The organism is Marivita hallyeonensis (assembly GCF_900129875.1).
Classification (GTDB): domain Bacteria; phylum Pseudomonadota; class Alphaproteobacteria; order Rhodobacterales; family Rhodobacteraceae; genus Marivita; species Marivita hallyeonensis.
The window spans coordinates 227,451-244,399 of record NZ_FQXC01000004.1 but is presented as its reverse complement, the minus strand read 5'-3'; the positions used below and the strand labels follow the sequence as shown (position 1 = coordinate 244,399).

The 16,949-nt window shown below is 61.8% G+C and carries 18 protein-coding genes; 7 read left to right on the top strand and 11 right to left on the bottom strand.

The genetic code is table 11. From position 1 onward, the window contains the following. The first annotated feature begins 3 nt into the window (after positions 1–3). On the top strand, positions 4–1,587 hold the full coding sequence (gene pgi / locus BUA42_RS14095) for a glucose-6-phosphate isomerase (protein WP_072778838.1): 1,584 nt from the start codon (positions 4–6) through the stop codon (positions 1,585–1,587). Positions 1,588–1,597: 10 nt separating this feature from the next. Here the strand turns inward: pgi and BUA42_RS14090 are convergent, their stop codons facing one another. Continuing rightward, the gene (locus BUA42_RS14090) at positions 1,598–2,071 is read right to left on the bottom strand and encodes an acyl-CoA thioesterase (protein WP_072778837.1); all 474 of its coding nucleotides are present in this window, start codon (positions 2,069–2,071) and stop codon (positions 1,598–1,600) included. Between the two features lie 13 nt (positions 2,072–2,084). After that, complete coding sequence (locus BUA42_RS14085; RefSeq protein WP_072778835.1) at positions 2,085–2,543, bottom strand: cupin domain-containing protein; 459 nt, start codon at positions 2,541–2,543, stop codon at positions 2,085–2,087. 78 nt (positions 2,544–2,621) lie between these two features. Between BUA42_RS14085 and BUA42_RS14080 the strand changes: the two genes are divergently transcribed. The 4 genes from BUA42_RS14080 (at position 2,622) to BUA42_RS14065 (ending at position 6,273) form a co-directional block, all read left to right on the top strand. Next, the gene (locus tag BUA42_RS14080) at positions 2,622–3,245 is read left to right on the top strand and encodes a holin-associated N-acetylmuramidase (protein WP_072778834.1); all 624 of its coding nucleotides are present in this window, start codon (positions 2,622–2,624) and stop codon (positions 3,243–3,245) included. Next, positions 3,236–3,760, top strand: a complete 525-nt coding sequence (locus tag BUA42_RS14075) for a holin family protein (RefSeq protein ID WP_072778832.1) — start codon at positions 3,236–3,238, stop codon at positions 3,758–3,760. The genes BUA42_RS14080 and BUA42_RS14075 overlap by 10 nt, the downstream gene beginning before the upstream one ends. A 75-nt stretch (positions 3,761–3,835) precedes the next feature. Next, positions 3,836–5,803, top strand: a complete 1,968-nt coding sequence (locus BUA42_RS14070) for a heme lyase CcmF/NrfE family subunit (protein WP_072778830.1) — start codon at positions 3,836–3,838, stop codon at positions 5,801–5,803. A 2-nt stretch (positions 5,804–5,805) separates the two neighbouring features. Beyond that, positions 5,806–6,273 (top strand): cytochrome c-type biogenesis protein, encoded by a 468-nt coding sequence (locus BUA42_RS14065; protein ID WP_072779334.1) that lies wholly within the window; start codon positions 5,806–5,808, stop codon positions 6,271–6,273. Between the two features lie 4 nt (positions 6,274–6,277). Here the strand turns inward: BUA42_RS14065 and BUA42_RS14060 are convergent, their stop codons facing one another. Next, positions 6,278–6,640: a VOC family protein gene (locus BUA42_RS14060; RefSeq protein ID WP_072779333.1), complete on the bottom strand. Its 363-nt coding sequence runs from the start codon at positions 6,638–6,640 to the stop codon at positions 6,278–6,280. Between the two features lie 121 nt (positions 6,641–6,761). Here BUA42_RS14060 and BUA42_RS14055 point away from each other — a divergent pair, with 121 nt between their 5' ends. Then, positions 6,762–7,538 (top strand): enoyl-CoA hydratase-related protein, encoded by a 777-nt coding sequence (locus BUA42_RS14055; protein ID WP_072778828.1) that lies wholly within the window; start codon positions 6,762–6,764, stop codon positions 7,536–7,538. Positions 7,539–7,580: 42 nt separating this feature from the next. Here the strand turns inward: BUA42_RS14055 and BUA42_RS14050 are convergent, their stop codons facing one another. The 3 genes from BUA42_RS14050 to gltX all read right to left on the bottom strand — a co-directional run bounded on the left by BUA42_RS14050 (position 7,581) and on the right by gltX (position 10,939). Further along, positions 7,581–8,090: a GNAT family N-acetyltransferase gene (locus tag BUA42_RS14050; RefSeq protein WP_072778827.1), complete on the bottom strand. Its 510-nt coding sequence runs from the start codon at positions 8,088–8,090 to the stop codon at positions 7,581–7,583. A gap of 58 nt (positions 8,091–8,148) precedes the next feature. Further along, positions 8,149–9,444 (bottom strand): citrate synthase, encoded by a 1,296-nt coding sequence (gene gltA, locus BUA42_RS14045; RefSeq protein ID WP_072778825.1) that lies wholly within the window; start codon positions 9,442–9,444, stop codon positions 8,149–8,151. An 82-nt stretch (positions 9,445–9,526) separates the two neighbouring features. Next, complete coding sequence (gene gltX / locus BUA42_RS14040; protein WP_072778824.1) at positions 9,527–10,939, bottom strand: glutamate--tRNA ligase; 1,413 nt, start codon at positions 10,937–10,939, stop codon at positions 9,527–9,529. A 77-nt stretch (positions 10,940–11,016) separates the two neighbouring features. On the opposite strand from gltX, the gene BUA42_RS14035 reads away from it, so the two are divergent. Then, on the top strand, positions 11,017–13,050 hold the full coding sequence (locus BUA42_RS14035; protein WP_072778822.1) for a ComEC/Rec2 family competence protein: 2,034 nt from the start codon (positions 11,017–11,019) through the stop codon (positions 13,048–13,050). Here the strand turns inward: BUA42_RS14035 and lexA are convergent. The 5 genes from lexA to BUA42_RS14010 all read right to left on the bottom strand — a co-directional run bounded on the left by lexA (position 13,044) and on the right by BUA42_RS14010 (position 16,926). Further along, on the bottom strand, positions 13,044–13,742 hold the full coding sequence (lexA, locus tag BUA42_RS14030) for a transcriptional repressor LexA (protein WP_072778820.1): 699 nt from the start codon (positions 13,740–13,742) through the stop codon (positions 13,044–13,046). The genes BUA42_RS14035 and lexA overlap by 7 nt on opposite strands. A gap of 97 nt (positions 13,743–13,839) precedes the next feature. Beyond that, positions 13,840–15,009 carry a molybdopterin molybdotransferase MoeA gene (locus BUA42_RS14025; RefSeq protein WP_072778818.1) on the bottom strand — a complete coding sequence of 390 codons (1,170 nt, stop codon included), beginning with the start codon at positions 15,007–15,009 and terminating at the stop codon, positions 13,840–13,842. Continuing rightward, positions 15,006–15,482, bottom strand: coding sequence for a cyclic pyranopterin monophosphate synthase MoaC (gene moaC / locus BUA42_RS14020; protein WP_072778817.1), 477 nt, complete (start codon positions 15,480–15,482; stop codon positions 15,006–15,008). Before moaC ends, BUA42_RS14025 begins: the two co-directional genes overlap by 4 nt. Continuing rightward, positions 15,479–16,282 (bottom strand): indole-3-glycerol phosphate synthase TrpC, encoded by an 804-nt coding sequence (trpC, locus tag BUA42_RS14015; protein WP_072778815.1) that lies wholly within the window; start codon positions 16,280–16,282, stop codon positions 15,479–15,481. Before trpC ends, moaC begins: the two co-directional genes overlap by 4 nt. Continuing rightward, positions 16,279–16,926 (bottom strand): uracil-DNA glycosylase, encoded by a 648-nt coding sequence (locus BUA42_RS14010; RefSeq protein WP_072778812.1) that lies wholly within the window; start codon positions 16,924–16,926, stop codon positions 16,279–16,281. The genes trpC and BUA42_RS14010 overlap by 4 nt, the downstream gene beginning before the upstream one ends. Between the last annotated feature and the right edge of the window lie 23 nt (positions 16,927–16,949).

The following is a 16,949-nucleotide window of genomic DNA, read 5'->3' as shown; positions in this document are numbered from 1 at the left end:
GACATGTGGACTGAGTTGAAAGCGGCGGCCAAGGCGGCCGAAGATCGCAAGATCCTGGACTTGTTCGCAGAGGACGCGAGACGGGCGGAGGGGTTCAGCGTGACCGCGCTGGATTTGCTGTTCGATTACTCGAAAATGCAGATCGATGATGGCGCGCGCGACGTCTTGCTTGCGCTGGCGCGCGACGCTGACGTGGAAGCGCGCCGGGACGCGATGTTCGCAGGTGATATCATCAACGAAACAGAGGGCCGCGCGGTCTTGCACACGGCGCTGCGCAATCTTGATGGGGATGCCGTCTTCGTTGACGGACAGGACGTTATGCCGGGCGTTCTGGACACGCTGGATCGCATGGTGCGCGTTGCGGAAGAAGTGCGGGATTCAGACATCACCGACGTGGTCAATATCGGCATCGGCGGATCGGATCTTGGCCCCGCCATGGCGTACCTGGCTCTCGCACCCTATTGCGACGGCCCGCGATGCCATTTCGTGTCGAACGTGGATGCAGCAGATATTGCCGACACGCTGCGCGGTTGTGATCCCGAGAAGACGCTGTTCATCGTGGCGTCAAAGACTTTCACCACTATCGAAACCATGACCAATGCGCGTACCGCGCGGGCGTGGCTGCAGGATCACGGGGTGTCCACCGACGGTCGGTTCATCGCACTGTCCTCCAATGCCGAGGCGGCAGCGGAGTGGGGTATTCCGGCTGAGCGTGTCCTCGGCTTCGAGGACTGGGTCGGAGGGCGCTATTCGATGTGGGGGCCGATTGGCCTGTCGCTCATGGTCGCGATAGGGCCGGATGCATTCAAAGCCTTCCTGCGCGGAGGGCAGGCGATGGATCGGCACTTCAAGTCCGCCGCCTTGCACGAAAATATGCCGGTGATGCTGGCGCTGGTCGGCATCTGGCACAATCAGGGATTGGGCCACGCGACGCGCGCCGTGCTGCCTTACGACAACCGACTGTCACGTCTGCCGGCCTACCTGCAACAGCTCGAAATGGAGTCGAATGGCAAATCGGTTGCCATGGACGGGCGGGGGCTTCCGGTCAATTCGGGACCCGTCGTCTGGGGCGAGCCCGGTACCAACGGACAACACGCGTTCTACCAGTTGATCCATCAGGGCACGCGCGTTGTCCCCTGTGAGTTCATGGTGGCGGCCGAAGGGCACGAGACAGACTTGAGGCACCATCACGCGCTTCTGATCGCGAATTGCCTTGCACAGTCTGAAGCCCTGATGCGGGGCCGATCCCTGGACGAGGCGCGCGCGATGATGGCGCAAAAGGGGCTGACCGGGGAGGAATTGGAGCGACAAGCGCGGCACCGGGTTTTCCCGGGCAACCGCCCGTCAACTACGCTGATGATCCCGAAGCTGACGCCCGAAGCGCTGGGCCAGATCATCGCTCTTTATGAACACCGCGTGTTTGTCGAAGGTGTGATCCTTGGCATCAATTCGTTCGATCAGTGGGGGGTCGAACTGGGCAAGGAACTTGCCACGTCGCTTGGACCGCTTGTCAGCGGCGATGCGCCGGCGGATGAAAAAGACGGCAGCACGCAGGCGCTTTTGGCCTACGTCAAACGGCGCTCGTAGCCGGGTCTTATTAACCTTCGATTTCTGCGTCGAACAGCTGGCGGATGGTGTCCGGGATCGGCATCCGTTGTGATCCATCCGCGGTCAAAAGGACGATGACGCACAGGAACTCCGCCCGTTTCGTACCACCGGACCAGATTTGTTGCATCAACGTGAAACTGGTGTTGCGGTAGTTGATGGCCTTGGTCAGCACTGCATAGTCTTCGTCCGCGCGCATTTCCTGCAGCCAGTCCATCTCGCCTCGGCGGATCACGATGCGCGGCTCGTGGGCGCCGTCGCGGTATGTCGACAGGCCGATATGCTTGAAATACGCGACCCGCGCGCTTTCGAACCATGTCAGGTACGCCACGTTGTTCACGTGGTTCAGCGGGTCAAGCTCGGCAAAGCGCACACGGTCGGCAAGTGCGAAAGGCCAGGCCTCAACCACGCCGAACGTGTGTTGTTGTTCATCGGACAAGGGCGTGTGGTAAAGATAGGAGGTCATGGCATTCTCAGTCTCAATCCGCGCGGGGAATGTCAAATCTGGGTGCGGCCAGTTCGAACCCGTTGAATTCGAAGCCGGGGCTAACGGTACAGCCGACCAGTGTCCAATCGCCAGTGCTGCGCGCGGCCTGCCAATGATGGGCTGGTACGATGATCTGTGGCGCTTGCCCGGCGAAAAGATCTGGTCCGAGCGTGAGGTCCTGCGCCGGCCCGGCATCGGTGTCGGACATGGACAGGATGAGCGGCGCGCCGGCGTAGTAGTGCCAAATCTCGGCGGCATCGACTCGGTGCCAGTGGCTTGCTTCTCCGGCCGCCAAAAGAAAGTAGATACATGTGCCCGTCGCGCGACCTTCGTTGTCGGCCATCCACGTTTGCCGGTAGTGGCCGCCTTCGGGATGCGGTCTGAGATCGAGATGCTTAATAACTTTCTGAGCAGATTTTCTATCAATATCAGAATTTTGCGTGCCGATCATGATGTGCCGTCCGGTGTCTTCTCGTTCCGTTAACCAAAGCTTCGCAGGGTTTGCGCGGTTGGGCAATGCGGGGCGAAAATGGCACAGGAAACACGTCGGGTGCGCGCAATCGCGGAAGAGATCGTGCGCCGCGAAGGCGGCTACGTGAACGATCCGGATGATCCGGGTGGCGCGACCAATCATGGGGTCACGATCCACACGATGCGGCGGCTCGGGCTGGATCTGGATGGCGACGGCCGGGTCACGCCGCGCGACGTCCAGCGGCTGAGCCGCGAGCAGGCGATTGGCATTTTCCTTGATCACTATTTCATGCGCCCGCGGATCGCCGAACTGCCCGAGCCTCTGCAGCCTACGGTGTTCGACATGTACGTGAACGCCGGAGGGAATGCGGTGAACATCCTGCAGCGTCTGCTGGGCAAGATGGGATTCCCGGTTCGGGTCGATGGGGCCATCGGACCCAAAACCATCGCGGCGACGGCGCGCGCGCATGCGGCTGCGTCCGATCATATCGTGGATGCCTACGGGATCGAACGGCGCAATTACTACTTCGCTTTGGCGGACCGACGCCCCAAAAGCCGGAAATATGCCCAAAGCCGGTCAGGCGGGAAGGGCGGATGGATCAAGCGCGCCGAAGAGTTCATCGCGCCGCGCTATCACCTCTCGGACAGGGCATTCAAAGAAAGGGTCGCGCAATGGGGTTGATCGAACAGGTGTTCTCTCTCGTCTTCGGTTCGGGTCGTAACGTGATCCGCGAAACGGCGGAGGTTTTCCGCCCCAATGCCGAGGCGCAAGCCGGACGGGACCAAGAATTGCATGGCGCGTCCCTTCGTCAGTTTGCAGAGGAATTCTACGCACCACAGCGCGGCTGGTTTGACCGGTTCATGGACGCGCTCAACCGCGTACCACGTCCGGCACTTGCGTTGGGGACGCTGGGGTTGTTCATCGCCGCGATGGTCGATCCGGTTTGGTTTGCGGCGCGCATGGCGGGGATCGCCTTGGTGCCGGAGCCGCTCTGGTGGTTGCTGGGTGCGATTGTCAGCTTTTATTTCGGTGCACGACATCAGGCCAAGGGGCAAGATTTCCAGCGTGACCTTGTTGAGCGCCTGTCGAAGGTCCAATCCGTTCTGCCGGAACGGGACACTGACGAACCGCGCGAAACCGAGGTCGAAGCCGACGGAAACGCCGCATTGGAGGACTGGCGACGACATCGGCGGTAAGCCCGCGACAATGTGAACCGGGGCATTGGGTGAATCGCATTGGCCGTGGCCCCGGCTGCACCTATACTCCGATGCATGATTACAGAGCTCGGACATTTCGCCCTCATCCTCGCGTTTCTGGTCGCGATCGTGCAATCCGTCGTACCGTTGGTTGGGGCGCATAAACGCTGGCCCGGCTGGATGGCTGTCGCTGAACCTGCGGCGACCGTGCAGTTCCTGCTGACCGCGTTCTCTTTCGCCGCGCTGACCTATGCGTTTGTCATCTCTGACTTTTCACTACGGCTCGTCTGGCTGAACAGCCATTCCGCAAAGCCGATGCTCTACAAGATCAGCGGTGTCTGGGGGAACCACGAAGGGTCGATGCTCCTCTGGGTGCTGATCCTGACACTCTTCGGTGCGATGGCCGCGTGGTTCGGCAAAGGCCTGCCGCCGACCTTGCGCGCGCGCGTTCTGGCCGTTCAGTCGGCTGTGGCGGTCGCGTTCTTTGCCTTTATCCTCTTCACTTCCAACCCGTTCCTGCGCCTCGCGGTGCCACCCTTTGACGGGCAGGACCTCAATCCACTTCTGCAGGACCCGGGCCTCGCCTTTCACCCGCCGTTCCTCTACCTCGGCTATGTGGGCCTCAGCATCTGCTTCAGCTTTGCCGTGGCCGCGCTGATCGAGGGGCGCGTCGACGCCGCTTGGGGCCGCTGGGTCCGGCCATGGACCTTGGCCGCGTGGACCTTTCTGACGATCGGCATCGCGCTCGGATCGTGGTGGGCCTACTACGAGCTGGGCTGGGGCGGTTTCTGGTTCTGGGACCCGGTCGAAAACGCATCCTTCATGCCGTGGCTTCTTGCCGCCGCGCTACTGCATTCGGCCATCGTGGTCGAGAAACGCGAGGCGCTGAAAAGCTGGACGATCCTGCTGGCCATCCTCGCATTCGGTTTTTCGCTGATCGGCACCTTCATTGTCCGATCCGGCCTTCTGACCTCTGTCCACGCCTTCGCCAATGACCCTGAACGCGGCGTCTTCATTCTGATGATCATGGTCTTCTTCACCGGCGGCGCGCTCACGCTTTTCGCGGCGCGCGCCAGCGCGATGGAAGCCAAAGGTGTGTTCAGTGTGGCCAGCCGGGAAAGTGCGTTGGTGGCCAATAACGTCCTTCTCGCCGTGAGCTGCTTTGTTGTCTTCGTCGGAACCATGTGGCCCGTCGTGGCCGAAATGTTCTTCGACACGAAGCTGAGCGTCGGTCCGCCCTTCTTCAACATGGCCTTCACGCCGTTCATGGTGCTCCTCGGGCTACTTCTGCCTATCGGGTCCATGCTGAGTTGGAAACGGGCCAAGGTGGGCCGCACGGTTCGCCAGATGCTGCCCGCGTTCGGGCTGTGCCTTGCGCTTCTTGGCCTATTCTGGACCATGCAGACAGGCCGCAGCCTGCTTGGCCCCGTAGGAATGTTCCTTGGGGCGTGGATCATCTCGGGCGCGGTGATGGACCTGATGAACCGCACCGGCCAAACCTGCGACCTGTCGCGTCTGATGCGCCTGCCGCGTGCCGACTGGGGCAAGGCGGTGGCGCATACCGGGCTTGGGATCACGTTTATCGGCGTCGCTGGCCTCATGGCATGGCAAGACGAAGATATCCGCGTCGCGCAAATCGGTGAGCCGTTCACAGTCGGCGATTTCGAGCTGGAGCTGACAGCCGTCAACGACGTACGTGGGCCGAACTATTTCTCGACCATGGGTGACGTGACCGTGCGCCAGGACGGAGAAGAGATCATCGTTCTACAACCGGAAAAGCGCAATTACCCCGTGGCTCAGATGCCCACAACCGAGGCGGCTATCGACTACCGGTTCCTGCGCGACATCTACGTGGTGATCGGCGATCAGCAGGATGATGGCGGGTGGGTCATCCGCACCTACATCAAACCGCTTGCCAACTGGATCTGGGGGGGATCGATCCTCATGGCGCTTGGCGGCTTCCTGTCGCTCTCGGATCGTCGCTATCGCGTTGCCGCTGGTGAAAAGAAGGTCCGCGCACCGCAAGGCGTGCCCGCAGAATGACGATGCGGGCACTGAAAGCGGTTCTGCTGTCGCTGATCATAGCTTTCGCGGCAGTGCCGTCACTCGCCGTTCAACCGGACGAGATGCTGGACGACCCTGCGCTTGAAGAGCGGGCGCGGGAGCTGTCCAAGGGCATCCGGTGTGTGGTCTGCCAGAACGAAAGCATCGACGAATCCAATGCGGACCTCGCGCGCGAATTGCGCCTCGTGGTGCGCGAACGTTTGGTCGATGGTGACAGCGATAGCGAGGTGCTCGACTACCTTGTCGAACGTTACGGCCAGTTTGTCCTGATGAAGCCCCGCACCGATGGGTGGAACCTGATCCTCTGGCTGTCGGGACCGGCGCTCTTTCTGATCGCGCTCGGCGTCGGCGTCACGTATGTGCGCGGACGGGCAAGTGCCGTGGCACCAACCGAAGCGGCGCTTTCGGAGGACGAGAAGAAGCGCCTTGAAGAGCTTCTGAAAGACTGACCGCTCAGACCTGTTTCGACACGTACCACTGCGTGCCGCTCGGTGACGTGAATCCCCCACGCCGGTCGCCATCACCTTTTTCAGACATCGGCTCAATCGACGTTGCACCGGCTTCGATCGCTCGGCCGTAAGCGGCATCAGGGTCGGGCAGGTAGAGATGCAGCATCGCTGGCGTACCGTCGGCCCCGCCCATCATCAGCACCGTGTCGCCAATCCGGCACTCGGCATGCATGATCCTGTCGCCATCCGGAATGACCCGCAGGCGCTCGGCCCCGAACACGGTTTCACAAAACGAGAGCTCGGACTCTGGATCAGGGATCACGAGGTAGGGGGCAAGATCAGTATAGCCGTCGGGTTTATAACTCATGGTAACATGATGCGTCACATTCGACCTTCGGGCAATCGCGGTCGTGACGCCGCGTTCAGCTTTGCCAATCCTGCGACTTCCGTGTTTGATGCGCGCAACCGTTTCAAGGAGTGCGCGCGGCATGGACTATGACACCATCACATTTGACATCACCGACGATATTGCGACCGTGACGTTGAACCGGCCCGAGGTGATGAACGCGCTCAACACCCAGATGCGGGCAGAGATCACCGACGCGGTCCTGACCGCGGGCAAGACCGCCCGTGTCGTCGTTTTGACGGGGGCGGGCAAATCGTTCTGCTCTGGCCAGGACCTGGGCGACCGGGCCAATGCCGCGAACCTCGATCTGGAGCGGACCTTGCGCGATGAATACGTGCCGATGCTGCGGGCGATTTTCGATTGCCCGGTGCCGACGATCAGCGCGGTGAACGGTGCGGCGGCGGGGGCAGGGGCGAACCTTGCCCTGGCAGCCGATGTGGTGATCGCGACCGAGTCGGCGTTCTTCCTCCAAGCCTTCACGCGGATCGGCCTCATCCCCGATGCCGGTGGGACCTATTACCTGCCGCGGCAAATGGGGCTCGCAAAGGCGATGGGCGCGGCGCTTTTCGCCGACAAGATCACCGCGAAACAAGCCGACGACTGGGGCATGATCTGGGAAGCGGTGGCTGATGCCAGCTTTTCGGACCACTGGCGCGCGCGTGCGCTGCACCTCGCCAAAGGCCCGACCGCAGCGTACCAACGCGTGAAGCAGTCCATCCGCGGGTCTTTCGACAATGATCTGGAAGCACAGTTGGCTCTGGAGGCAAAACTGCAAGGCCAGTGCGGCAAGACACGGGACTTCAAGGAGGGGGTGGTCGCCTTTCTGGAAAAGCGTCCGGCGCAGTACGAGGGTCGTTGAGACAATAGCCTCAATCCCGGGACGTTGATCCACGGATGAAATTCAGGCCGCTTCCCGTGGCGCTTTTAGCGTGAAATATGCGCTGTCGGACCATTCGCCGTTCACGCAAAACGTGTTCTTCGCCTCGCCCGTCTGCACAAATCCCACCTTCTGCAGCGTCGCGACCGAAGCCGCGTTGCGGGGGTCCGCATCGGCGGTCAGTTGCGGAAAGCGTAGGTCTTCGAAGAAATGGTCGATCATCGCGAACAGCGCCTCGGTCATCAGACCCTGCTGCCAGTAATCGGCGCCTAGGATGAACCCGACCTCGTCCCCATCATGAACACCGCCACGTCCGATGGCGCGCCCTTTGTGTTCTATCACGAAATAGAGCGGCGCATGATCAAACGCAGCGATATGCCGTTTCACCATCGTTTCGGTGACGGACCGATCCGCATGCGGCGGTTCGGACCAATAGCGCATAACCCGGGGATCGCCATAGACGGCAAACAAATCGTCGACGTCATCCAAGGAAGGTCCACGCAGGACCAATCGCTCTGTTTTCAACACACCCATACGCAACAGGCCGCCCGAAGGCGGCCTGAAAGTCAACGTGATTCACGCAAGTGCCGGATCAGCGTTTTTCGATATCCACGTAATCGCGTGCGGTTTCACCCTGGTAGAGCTGACGCGGGCGGCCGATCTTCATCTGCGGGTCGGTGAGCTGTTCTTTCCACTGCGACACCCAGCCAACGGTCCGGCTCAGGGCGAAGATCGGCGTGAACATCGACGTCGGAAAGCCCATCGCTTCGAGGATGATGCCGGAATAGAAATCGACGTTCGGGAAGAGCTTCTTCTCGGCGAAATAGGGATCGGCCAGGGCGGCTTGCTCCAATTCCTTCGCGGTCGCGAGGATCGGATTGTTCTCTACACCCAGAAGGTCCAGAACCTCGTCCGCCGATTGCTTCATGACCGTCGCGCGTGGGTCGAAGTTCTTGTAGACCCGGTGGCCGAAGCCCATCAAACGGAACGGATCGTTCTTGTCTTTGGCGCGAGCGATAAATTCTGGAATGCGGTCTGGCGTGCCGATTTCCTTGAGCATCTCGAGGCAGGCCTGGTTCGCACCGCCGTGAGCAGGCCCCCAAAGACAAGCGATACCCGCAGCGATGCAGGCAAACGGGTTCGCCCCTGACGACGAGGCCAGACGCACGGTCGAGGTCGACGCATTCTGTTCGTGATCGGCGTGCAAGGTGAAGATCCGATCCATCGCACGGGCGAGGATCGGATCGACCTGATATTCCTCGGCCGGAACAGCGAAACACATGTGCAGGAAATTGGCCGCATAATCGAGGTCGTTGCGCGGGTACACGAACGGTTGGCCGATGGAGTATTTGTACGCCATCGCCGCGATCGTCGGCACCTTTGCGATCAGGCGGTGCGAGGCGATTTCGCGTTGGCGCGGATCGTTGATGTCAGTCGAGTCGTGATAGAACGCTGCCATTGCTCCCACAGCGCCCACCATGACCGCCATCGGGTGCGCGTCGCGACGGAACCCACGGAAGAAGTTGTGCATCTGCTCGTGGATCATCGTGTGCAGCGTGATCGTGTTCTCGAACTCTTCGAGTTGCTTCGCAGATGGCAATTCGCCGTACAGCAGCAGGTAGCACACTTCGAGGTAGTGCGATTTCGCCGCCAACTGATCAATCGGATAACCGCGGTGCAGAAGCTCGCCTTTGTCACCGTCAATGAAGGTGATGGTGCTGTCGCATGCCGCGGTCGATGTGAAACCAGGGTCGTAGGTGAACACCCCCGCCTGGCCGTAGAGTTTGCGAATATCGATCACATCCGGCCCGGCGGTGGGCGAATAGATCGGCAAATCATAGGAGTTATTCCCAATGGTCAGCGTCGCGGATTTGGAGGTGTCAGACATTCGTGGTCCCTTCGTCTCAATGCTTTGAACGGAAGTTCAAAGCCAGCTATCCCTCTCGCCAATCGGGTCCACTGATCTGAAGTCAGTTGCCCCCCTCGGCGGATGCATCCGTCAGGCGTGCGATTGTTTCCTCTCGCCCCAGAACCAGCATCATATCGAACACGCTCGGCGTCACAGCCCGGCCCGCCAGCGCCGCCCGCATCGGGCCGGCCAGCTTGCCGAATTTGGTCCCGTGCTCCTCTGCAATTCGGGATGTGACGGCTTCAAGCTCGTCGCGCGTCCAGCTAGCATTTTGCAGCTGCGGCGTCAACGATCCCAGTATACCACGGGATACCGTATCAAGCTGTTTCACCGCTTTCTCGTCAGGTCGAATGGGTCGTGAAGCCAGAACAAATTCAGCCTTTTCAATAAGTTCTGGAAAGGTGCGCGCCCGCTCCTTGAGGCAATACATCGCACGACCCATCCCGTCTTCCTGCGCGTCTGTCAGCGCGGGCAATTTCGCCGCAGCGAGATAACCCTTCAATTCATGCAGCAGTGCAGCATCGTCCGCCGCCGCGATATGTTGCCCACTGAGATTCTCCAGTTTCTTGAAGTCGAACCGGGCCGGGGACTTGCCGATGCCGCTCAGATCGAACCACTCCTTCGCCTGCGCGTCGGTGAAAAACTCATCGTCGCCATGGCTCCAGCCAAGACGTGCGAGGTAGTTGCGCATGCCCGCAGCCGGGTAGCCCATGACCTGATACTCTTCGACCCCGAGCGCGCCGTGCCGCTTGGACAGCTTCTTGCCGTCCGGCCCATGGATCAGCGGGATATGCGCCCAGACCGGCACATCCCAACCCATCGCGGTATAGATGCCCATCTGCCGCGCGGCGTTGTTCAGATGATCGTCTCCGCGGATCACATGGGTGACGCCCATGTCATGGTCATCGACCACCACCGCCAGCATGTAGACCGGCGTGCCGTCAGAACGAAGCAGCACCATGTCGTCCAGCTGATCGTTGCGGATGGTCACGTCCCCTTGCACCTGATCGCGGATCACCGTTGTCCCGTCCTGCGGTGTCCGCAGGCGGATGACGAAAGGTGCGTCCGGATGGGTTGACGGGTCCGCATCGCGCCACGGGCTCTGGAAGAGGGTGGATCGGCCTTCGGCCCGCGCCTGTTCCCGGAAGGCTTCGATCTTTTCCTGGGTCGAGAAGCACTTGTAAGCCGCGCCTTTGGCAAGCAAGTCATGCGCCACCTCGGCATGTCGGTCTGCGCGGGCGAACTGACTGATGACCTCGCCATCATGGTCGAGCCCCAGCCACTCCAGGCCTTTCAGGATGGCGTCTGTCGCCTCCGGCGTGGACCGCGCTCTATCCGTATCCTCGATCCGCAGCAGGAACTTGCCGCCGCGCCCGCGCGCATAAAGCCAGTTGAACAAGGCCGTGCGCGCCCCGCCGATATGCAGGAAACCGGTGGGCGACGGAGCAAAACGGGTGACGATCTGGCCTGACATGCGGGCGTTTACCTTTCATTCACCATGAGGGAGATATCTTACCGGTCTCTTAACCAGCACCTTGGACGGGGGCAAGCATGGCGCGGGTCTGGTCTTTGCTGACCGATGCATTGCTCGCGCAACGTGGGGCGCTGTTTCCGTGGGTGCCTGTCTTCCTCGGCATCGGGATTTGCCTCTATTTCAGCCTGCTGTTCGAACCCTCATGGCAGTTGCTGGGCGCAAGCGGTGCGGCGGGGCTGATCGCGCTTGTGCTTTACTGGCGCAGCGCATCTGTGGGTGCGCCCCTTCTTTGCGCGGTTGCCATGGTGGCGCTCGGATTCTCGCTTGCCGGGGTGCGCGCGCATTTGGTGGCCGGTCCGGTGCTCGATTGGCGCTACTACGGGCCGATCACCGGCCGCGTTGTGGCGCTGGACCGATCCGCGTCGGATGCCTTGCGGGTCACACTCGATCAGGTTTGGCTGACGGACGTGAATGCCGCGCAAACGCCAACCCGCGTGCGGTTGTCGCTGCACAGCAAGACGCCGGGGATGGCCCCGGAGCCCGGGATGATCGTCATGACAACAGGTCATCTCGGCCCGCCGGGCGGTGCTGTCGAACCGGGCGGGTTCGACTTCCGCCGCCACGCCTGGTTCCTGCGGCTTGGCGCGGTTGGCTATACTCGGGTGCCTTTGGTCTTGTGGGAGGAGGCGGGGCACGGGCAAACGCTGTTTCGCACGCGCATGGCGCTGTCGCAACGCATACAGACCGCGCTGCCCGGCGAAACAGGGGGCGTTGCGACGGCCATCATCACCGGCGACCGCAGCGCCATTCCCAAGGACATCCTGCAAGCCCTGCGTGACACCAACCTCGCCCATCTTCTTGCGATCTCGGGTCTGCACATGGGACTTGTCAGCGCGTTCGTGTTCGCCACGCTCCGTCTTGCACTGCTGATTTCCCCCGTCGGCCTGCGCTGGCCTATCAAGAAGATCGCAGCGGCAGGGGCGCTTTGCGTCGCCGCCATCTATCTTGCCCTGTCCGGAGGCAATGTGGCGACAGAGCGGGCCTTCGTCATGGTGTCCGTCATGTTACTCGCCGTGATGTGCGACCGCCGCGCGATATCTCTCCGCGCGGTGGCATTGGCGGCGCTGGTCGTGCTGGTGCTGCGCCCCGAAGCGGTGCTTGGCCCCGGTTTCCAGATGTCCTTCGCCGCGACAACCGCGTTGGTGGCTGTCTTCGGTGCGCTCCGGGATGGCCCGGCAGAGCTCCCACGGCACAAGCTGGCCCGCAACGTGGCTTCTGTCATCCTGTCCTCTGCGGTCGCCGGTGCCGCCACGGCCCCGTTCGCGATGGCGCATTTCAACCAGATCGCGCAATACGGGCTGATCGCCAATCTTGCCACGGTGCCCCTGATGGGTGTTCTGGTGATCCCGTCAGCGGTTTTTGCTGTGGCGGCGATACCGGTCGGCCTGGAACAGATCGGCCTTACACTCATGGGGCTTGGGCTGGAGTGGATCCTCGCCGTCGCCCAGACCCTCGATGATTGGACATATGCGGTGCGTCCCGTCGTGACGCCCGATCCTGCGGTTTTGCCCCTGATTGCACTCGGGGCGCTTTGGGTGATCCTGTGGAAAGGTCGTGCGCGATGGGGAGGCTTGGTGGCGTGTGGCGTCGCCGTTGCGCTTTGGGGCGCGTCGGACCGCCCCGACATTCTCGTGGCAGAAGGCGGCACGCTGGTCGGTGTCATGACGCCGGATGGACGCGCGGTGTCCCGCGCAAAGGGGTCCGGGTTCATCGCGGGTGTCTGGCTGGAAAATGACGGACAGGGCAGGGATCAGGCTTTCGCCGCCTCGCTTTGGGACCGCGCGCCGCCCGAGAGTATTCGACATGTGCACGGCAAGAAAGCCGCCGCCCAATTCGACGGATGCACAACGCGGCAGGTCCTGATCGCGAGTTCTGACTTGCCGATGGACACCAACACGCTGCCCTGTCTGGTCTTCGCGCCGGACGACCTGAAGCAGACGGGCAGTCTGGCCATCAGGGTCGACGCCGATGGCGGGTATCACATAGAAACGGCGCGCGACCGATCCGGCGCGCGCCTGTGGAACGATGCGACTGTGCGCAGAGGTCAGTAAGTGCGAATAAGACCCACCAACCGACCCTGCACCTTCACATCGCCGACTGGTAGAATACGCGGCTCATAAGCCGGATTTGCCGCTTCGAGGATGATGCTCTCGCCCTTGCGCTTGTACCGCTTGAGCGTCGCCTCATAGCCCTCGACCTGCGCCACGACGATATCGCCATTGTCGGCGGACGAGCTTTCGCGAATGACCACGACATCGCCGTCGTTGATCCCGGCGTCGATCATGGAATCGCCTTTGACCTCAAGCGCGTAGTGCTTTCCGCTGCCGCTGAGCATGGTTCCAGGCACCGTCACCTTCGGCGGGACATCGTTGATTTCCTGAATGGGAACACCGGCGGCGATGCGGCCCATCAGGTCAAGACCCACGGCATCGGTGGTTTCAATGTCCACCGCGTTCGCGGGCGCTGGCTGATCCGGCAGATCGCCGTCGATGACCACGGGGTTGAACCCCGGTTGCTTGGCCGCGAGCGTATCGGGAAGCTTCACGATTTCGATGGCCCGTGCGCGATGCGCCAGACGTCGGATGAAACCGCGCTCTTCCAACGCGGTGATCAGGCGGTGAATGCCCGATTTCGACCGCAGATCCAGCGCCTCTTTCATTTCGTCAAAGCTGGGCGGCACCCCATCGCGCGCGACGCGCTTGTTGATGAATTCCAGCAAATCCAGTTGTTTTTTCGTCAGCATTTTTCGCCTCTGCTCACATGATCCTCACCGTTTGTTCTACGGATGTTCCTGTTTTGTGTCAACAATCACAGGCAGAGTGGCGCGAAAAGGTAAAGTTTTAGCGAATATTGATGCAGTCGACTCTGTCGCCCACGGACCGCGCCGCGTCACGCGGTGGGCGCACGATCAGGGCGTCGGCATCGCTCAGGATGCTGAGTAGCGAGCTGTCCTGCGCGCCAAAGGCGACAAGCCCAGCCTCGGTCCGTTTCGCGCGCATGTAGTGTTCACGCGGGCCATTCTCGGAAAGGGGTTCGGCCAACGTGGCTTTGACGCGTGGCGCGGGCTGGGCGGGCAAGCCCAGCATGACGCGGATCACCGGGGCCACAAAAACATGACCGCACACCATCGCAGAGACGGGATTTCCCGGCAGGCCGATCATCATCGCATCGCCAAAGCGCCCTGCCATCAACGGTTTACCCGGCCGCATCGCCACCTTGTAGAAGGCCTGCGTCAACCCGAGCTTCGGTGCGAGGTTGGCCACCACGTCGTGATCGCCGACAGAGGCACCGCCAATGGTGAGGATCAGGTCCGTCGCGGCTGCCATTTCCAGCGCCGTGCGCAGGGAGGCCTCATTGTCCCGCGCGATGGGCAGGAGGCGCGGTTCCGCCCCCAGATCGCGCATCAGGGCGTGCAGCCCCAGCGTGTTCGACGCGATGATCTGGTCCCGGCCGGGGGACTCTCCCGGCATCACCAACTCATCCCCGGTCGAGATCAGGGCCACCACCGGACGGCGGGTAACCGGAACTTCGGGTATGTTCATCGACGCCAGCAGGGCGATGTCGTTGGGCCCCAGAACCCGGCCGGCCTGCACTTTGTCTCCAACGCGGAAATCGCCGCCTGCGGGCCGGATATGTGTGCTGGCATCAAGCGCATCGCCGAGGGTGATCCAGTCTCCGTCGCGCGTGACATCCTCTTGAATCACGACGCGCGTCGCACCATCCGGGACCGGTGCGCCGGTAAAAATCCGGACCGCTTCGCCGTTTTTGACCGTTTGGTAAAATCCGTGGCCAGCAGCGGATTCGCCAATCACCCGCAATCGCAGTCCCGGCGCGGCCTCTGTCACCGCGTAGCCGTCCATGGCAGAGCCGTCGAACGGGGGTTGGTTGCGTGTGGCGGCAACATCCCGTGCCAGGACGCGGCCATTGGCCTGCAAAAGTGGAACCGTTTCGACCTCAAGCGGCGATGCCAGTGCGAATAGCTGCTCCAGCGCCTCGGCGACCGAAATCATACGGCCTCGTAACGCCCGGATTTGCCGCCGTCCTTGAGCACGACGCGAATGCCGCCGATCTCCATGGCTTTGTCGACGGCCTTCGCCATGTCGTAAACCGTCAGCGCGGCGGTGGACACCGCAGTCAGAGCCTCCATCTCGACGCCGGTCTGTCCGGTGGTTTTCACCGTCGCTTCGATACGCAGGCCGGGCAGGTCAGGGTCCTGCGTCAACTCCACCGAAACCTTCGTGATCGGAAGCGGATGGCACAACGGGATAAGCTCTGGTGTCTTCTTGGCTCCCATGATTCCGGCCAACCGCGCGACGCCGATCACGTCGCCTTTCTTGGCGCGGCCTTCCGAAATGATATCAAAGGTTTCCCGCGCCATCTTGATGTGGCCTTCCGCTACGGCAATGCGCGATGTCACGGCCTTGTCGGACACATCGACCATATGCGCATCGCCCTTGGCGTCGAAATGGGTGAGACCGCTCATGCCGCCACCGGATCGGCCAGAAGCGTCTGTGTCGCTGCCGCCACGTCCTGTTGACGCATCAGGCTTTCGCCGATCAGGAAGCTGCGCGCGCCGCATGCGGCCATGTCGGCGAGATCGGCGGGGGTGAACAGCCCTGATTCCGAGATCAAAAGCCGGTCTTTCGGTACGTATCTGGAAAGTTCACGTGTTGTCTCAAGAGTGGTTTCGAACGTCTTGAGGTTACGATTGTTTACACCGATCAGGTCCGACTTCAAGTTCAGCGCCCGATCCAGTTCCGCCCGGTCATGCACCTCGATCAGCGCATCCATACCCCAATCGAACGCAGCCGCTTCCAGTTCCGCCGCCTGCGCGTCAGACACGCTGGCCATGATGATCAGGATGCAATCCGCGCCCAAGCTGCGCGCCTCGGCCACCTGATAGGTGTCATACATGAAATCCTTGCGCAAAGCCGGCAGTGCAGTCGCCGCGCGGGCCGCGACAAGAAACTCTTTTGCGCCCTGAAAGCTGGGCGTGTCTGTCAGCACTGACAAACATGTCGCGCCACCGGCCTCATAGGCCTGTGCCAGCGTTGCCGGATCGAAATCGGCACGGATCAGACCCTTTGAAGGAGAGGCTTTCTTGACCTCGGCGATCAAACCGTACCCATCCGCCTGCGCCTTGCGAAGTGCCGTGCCGAACGGACGTACCGGGCCCGCGTCTTTTGCCGCTGCCTCGACCTCTGACAGGGGCACGCGCGCTTTGTCGGAGGCGACCTCCTCGAGCTTGTAGGCTTTGATCTTGTCCAGAATGGTGGCACTCATGGCGTTGTCCAGTTGATCGGCGGTTGGCCTTGTTCTTTAAGCCACGCGTTCACCTTGGAAAAGGGGCGGGAGCCGAAAAACCCGCGCCGCGCGGAGAGCGGCGAGGGATGAGCGCTTTCGAGGACAAGGTGACCATGCCCATCGAGCCGGGGCGAATGCGCGCGTGCGTCGTTCCCCCAAAGCACGAAGGCGCGCGGTGCGTCTGCCAATCTGTCCAGAACCTGCGGCACCAGCGTCTGCCATCCAAGCCTCCGGTGCCCGCGTGCCGCGCCGACCGGGACCGTCAGCACATCGTTCAAAAGCAGAACCCCTTGGTCCGCCCAAAAGCGCAGGTCGCCATTTGGCGGTGCGGGGCCAATATCCTCGGACAACTCTTTGAAAATATTAATCAAAGACCGAGGCAGGGGTGCGACATGAGGATCGACCGAAAACGCCAGCCCATGCGCGTGCCCGGGTGTGGGATAGGGATCCTGACCCAGAATGACGACGCGCACATCCTCTGGCGCGTTTCGCTCCAAGGCCGCGAAAACCTGCTCTGGTGGCGGCAGAACCAGTCCTGTGTCGTCGGCCAGAGCAGTCTGAATGTCCGGCAGCGTCTCACGGAAGAACGGCAAATCGCTCCAAGCAGGCGGCGGCGTCAACATGGCGCGCGTCCCTTGCTTCTCTG

Excerpts from the sequence above, each read along its gene's own strand:
- pgi (WP_072778838.1), top strand. The coding sequence starts at position 4 with ATGTGGACTGAGTTGAAAGCGGCGGCCAAGGCGGCCGAAGATCGCAAG.
- BUA42_RS14090 (WP_072778837.1), bottom strand. The coding sequence starts at position 2,071 with ATGACCTCCTATCTTTACCACACGCCCTTGTCCGATGAACAACAACAC.
- BUA42_RS14085 (WP_072778835.1), bottom strand. The coding sequence starts at position 2,543 with ATGATCGGCACGCAAAATTCTGATATTGATAGAAAATCTGCTCAGAAA.
- BUA42_RS14080 (WP_072778834.1), top strand. The coding sequence starts at position 2,622 with ATGGCACAGGAAACACGTCGGGTGCGCGCAATCGCGGAAGAGATCGTG.
- BUA42_RS14075 (WP_072778832.1), top strand. The coding sequence starts at position 3,236 with ATGGGGTTGATCGAACAGGTGTTCTCTCTCGTCTTCGGTTCGGGTCGT.
- BUA42_RS14070 (WP_072778830.1), top strand. The coding sequence starts at position 3,836 with ATGATTACAGAGCTCGGACATTTCGCCCTCATCCTCGCGTTTCTGGTC.
- BUA42_RS14065 (WP_072779334.1), top strand. The coding sequence starts at position 5,806 with ATGCGGGCACTGAAAGCGGTTCTGCTGTCGCTGATCATAGCTTTCGCG.
- BUA42_RS14060 (WP_072779333.1), bottom strand. The coding sequence starts at position 6,640 with ATGAGTTATAAACCCGACGGCTATACTGATCTTGCCCCCTACCTCGTG.
- BUA42_RS14055 (WP_072778828.1), top strand. The coding sequence starts at position 6,762 with ATGGACTATGACACCATCACATTTGACATCACCGACGATATTGCGACC.
- BUA42_RS14050 (WP_072778827.1), bottom strand. The coding sequence starts at position 8,090 with ATGGGTGTGTTGAAAACAGAGCGATTGGTCCTGCGTGGACCTTCCTTG.
- gltA (WP_072778825.1), bottom strand. The coding sequence starts at position 9,444 with ATGTCTGACACCTCCAAATCCGCGACGCTGACCATTGGGAATAACTCC.
- gltX (WP_072778824.1), bottom strand. The coding sequence starts at position 10,939 with ATGTCAGGCCAGATCGTCACCCGTTTTGCTCCGTCGCCCACCGGTTTC.
- BUA42_RS14035 (WP_072778822.1), top strand. The coding sequence starts at position 11,017 with ATGGCGCGGGTCTGGTCTTTGCTGACCGATGCATTGCTCGCGCAACGT.
- lexA (WP_072778820.1), bottom strand. The coding sequence starts at position 13,742 with ATGCTGACGAAAAAACAACTGGATTTGCTGGAATTCATCAACAAGCGC.
- BUA42_RS14025 (WP_072778818.1), bottom strand. The coding sequence starts at position 15,009 with ATGATTTCGGTCGCCGAGGCGCTGGAGCAGCTATTCGCACTGGCATCG.
- moaC (WP_072778817.1), bottom strand. The coding sequence starts at position 15,482 with ATGAGCGGTCTCACCCATTTCGACGCCAAGGGCGATGCGCATATGGTC.
- trpC (WP_072778815.1), bottom strand. The coding sequence starts at position 16,282 with ATGAGTGCCACCATTCTGGACAAGATCAAAGCCTACAAGCTCGAGGAG.
- BUA42_RS14010 (WP_072778812.1), bottom strand. The coding sequence starts at position 16,926 with ATGTTGACGCCGCCGCCTGCTTGGAGCGATTTGCCGTTCTTCCGTGAG.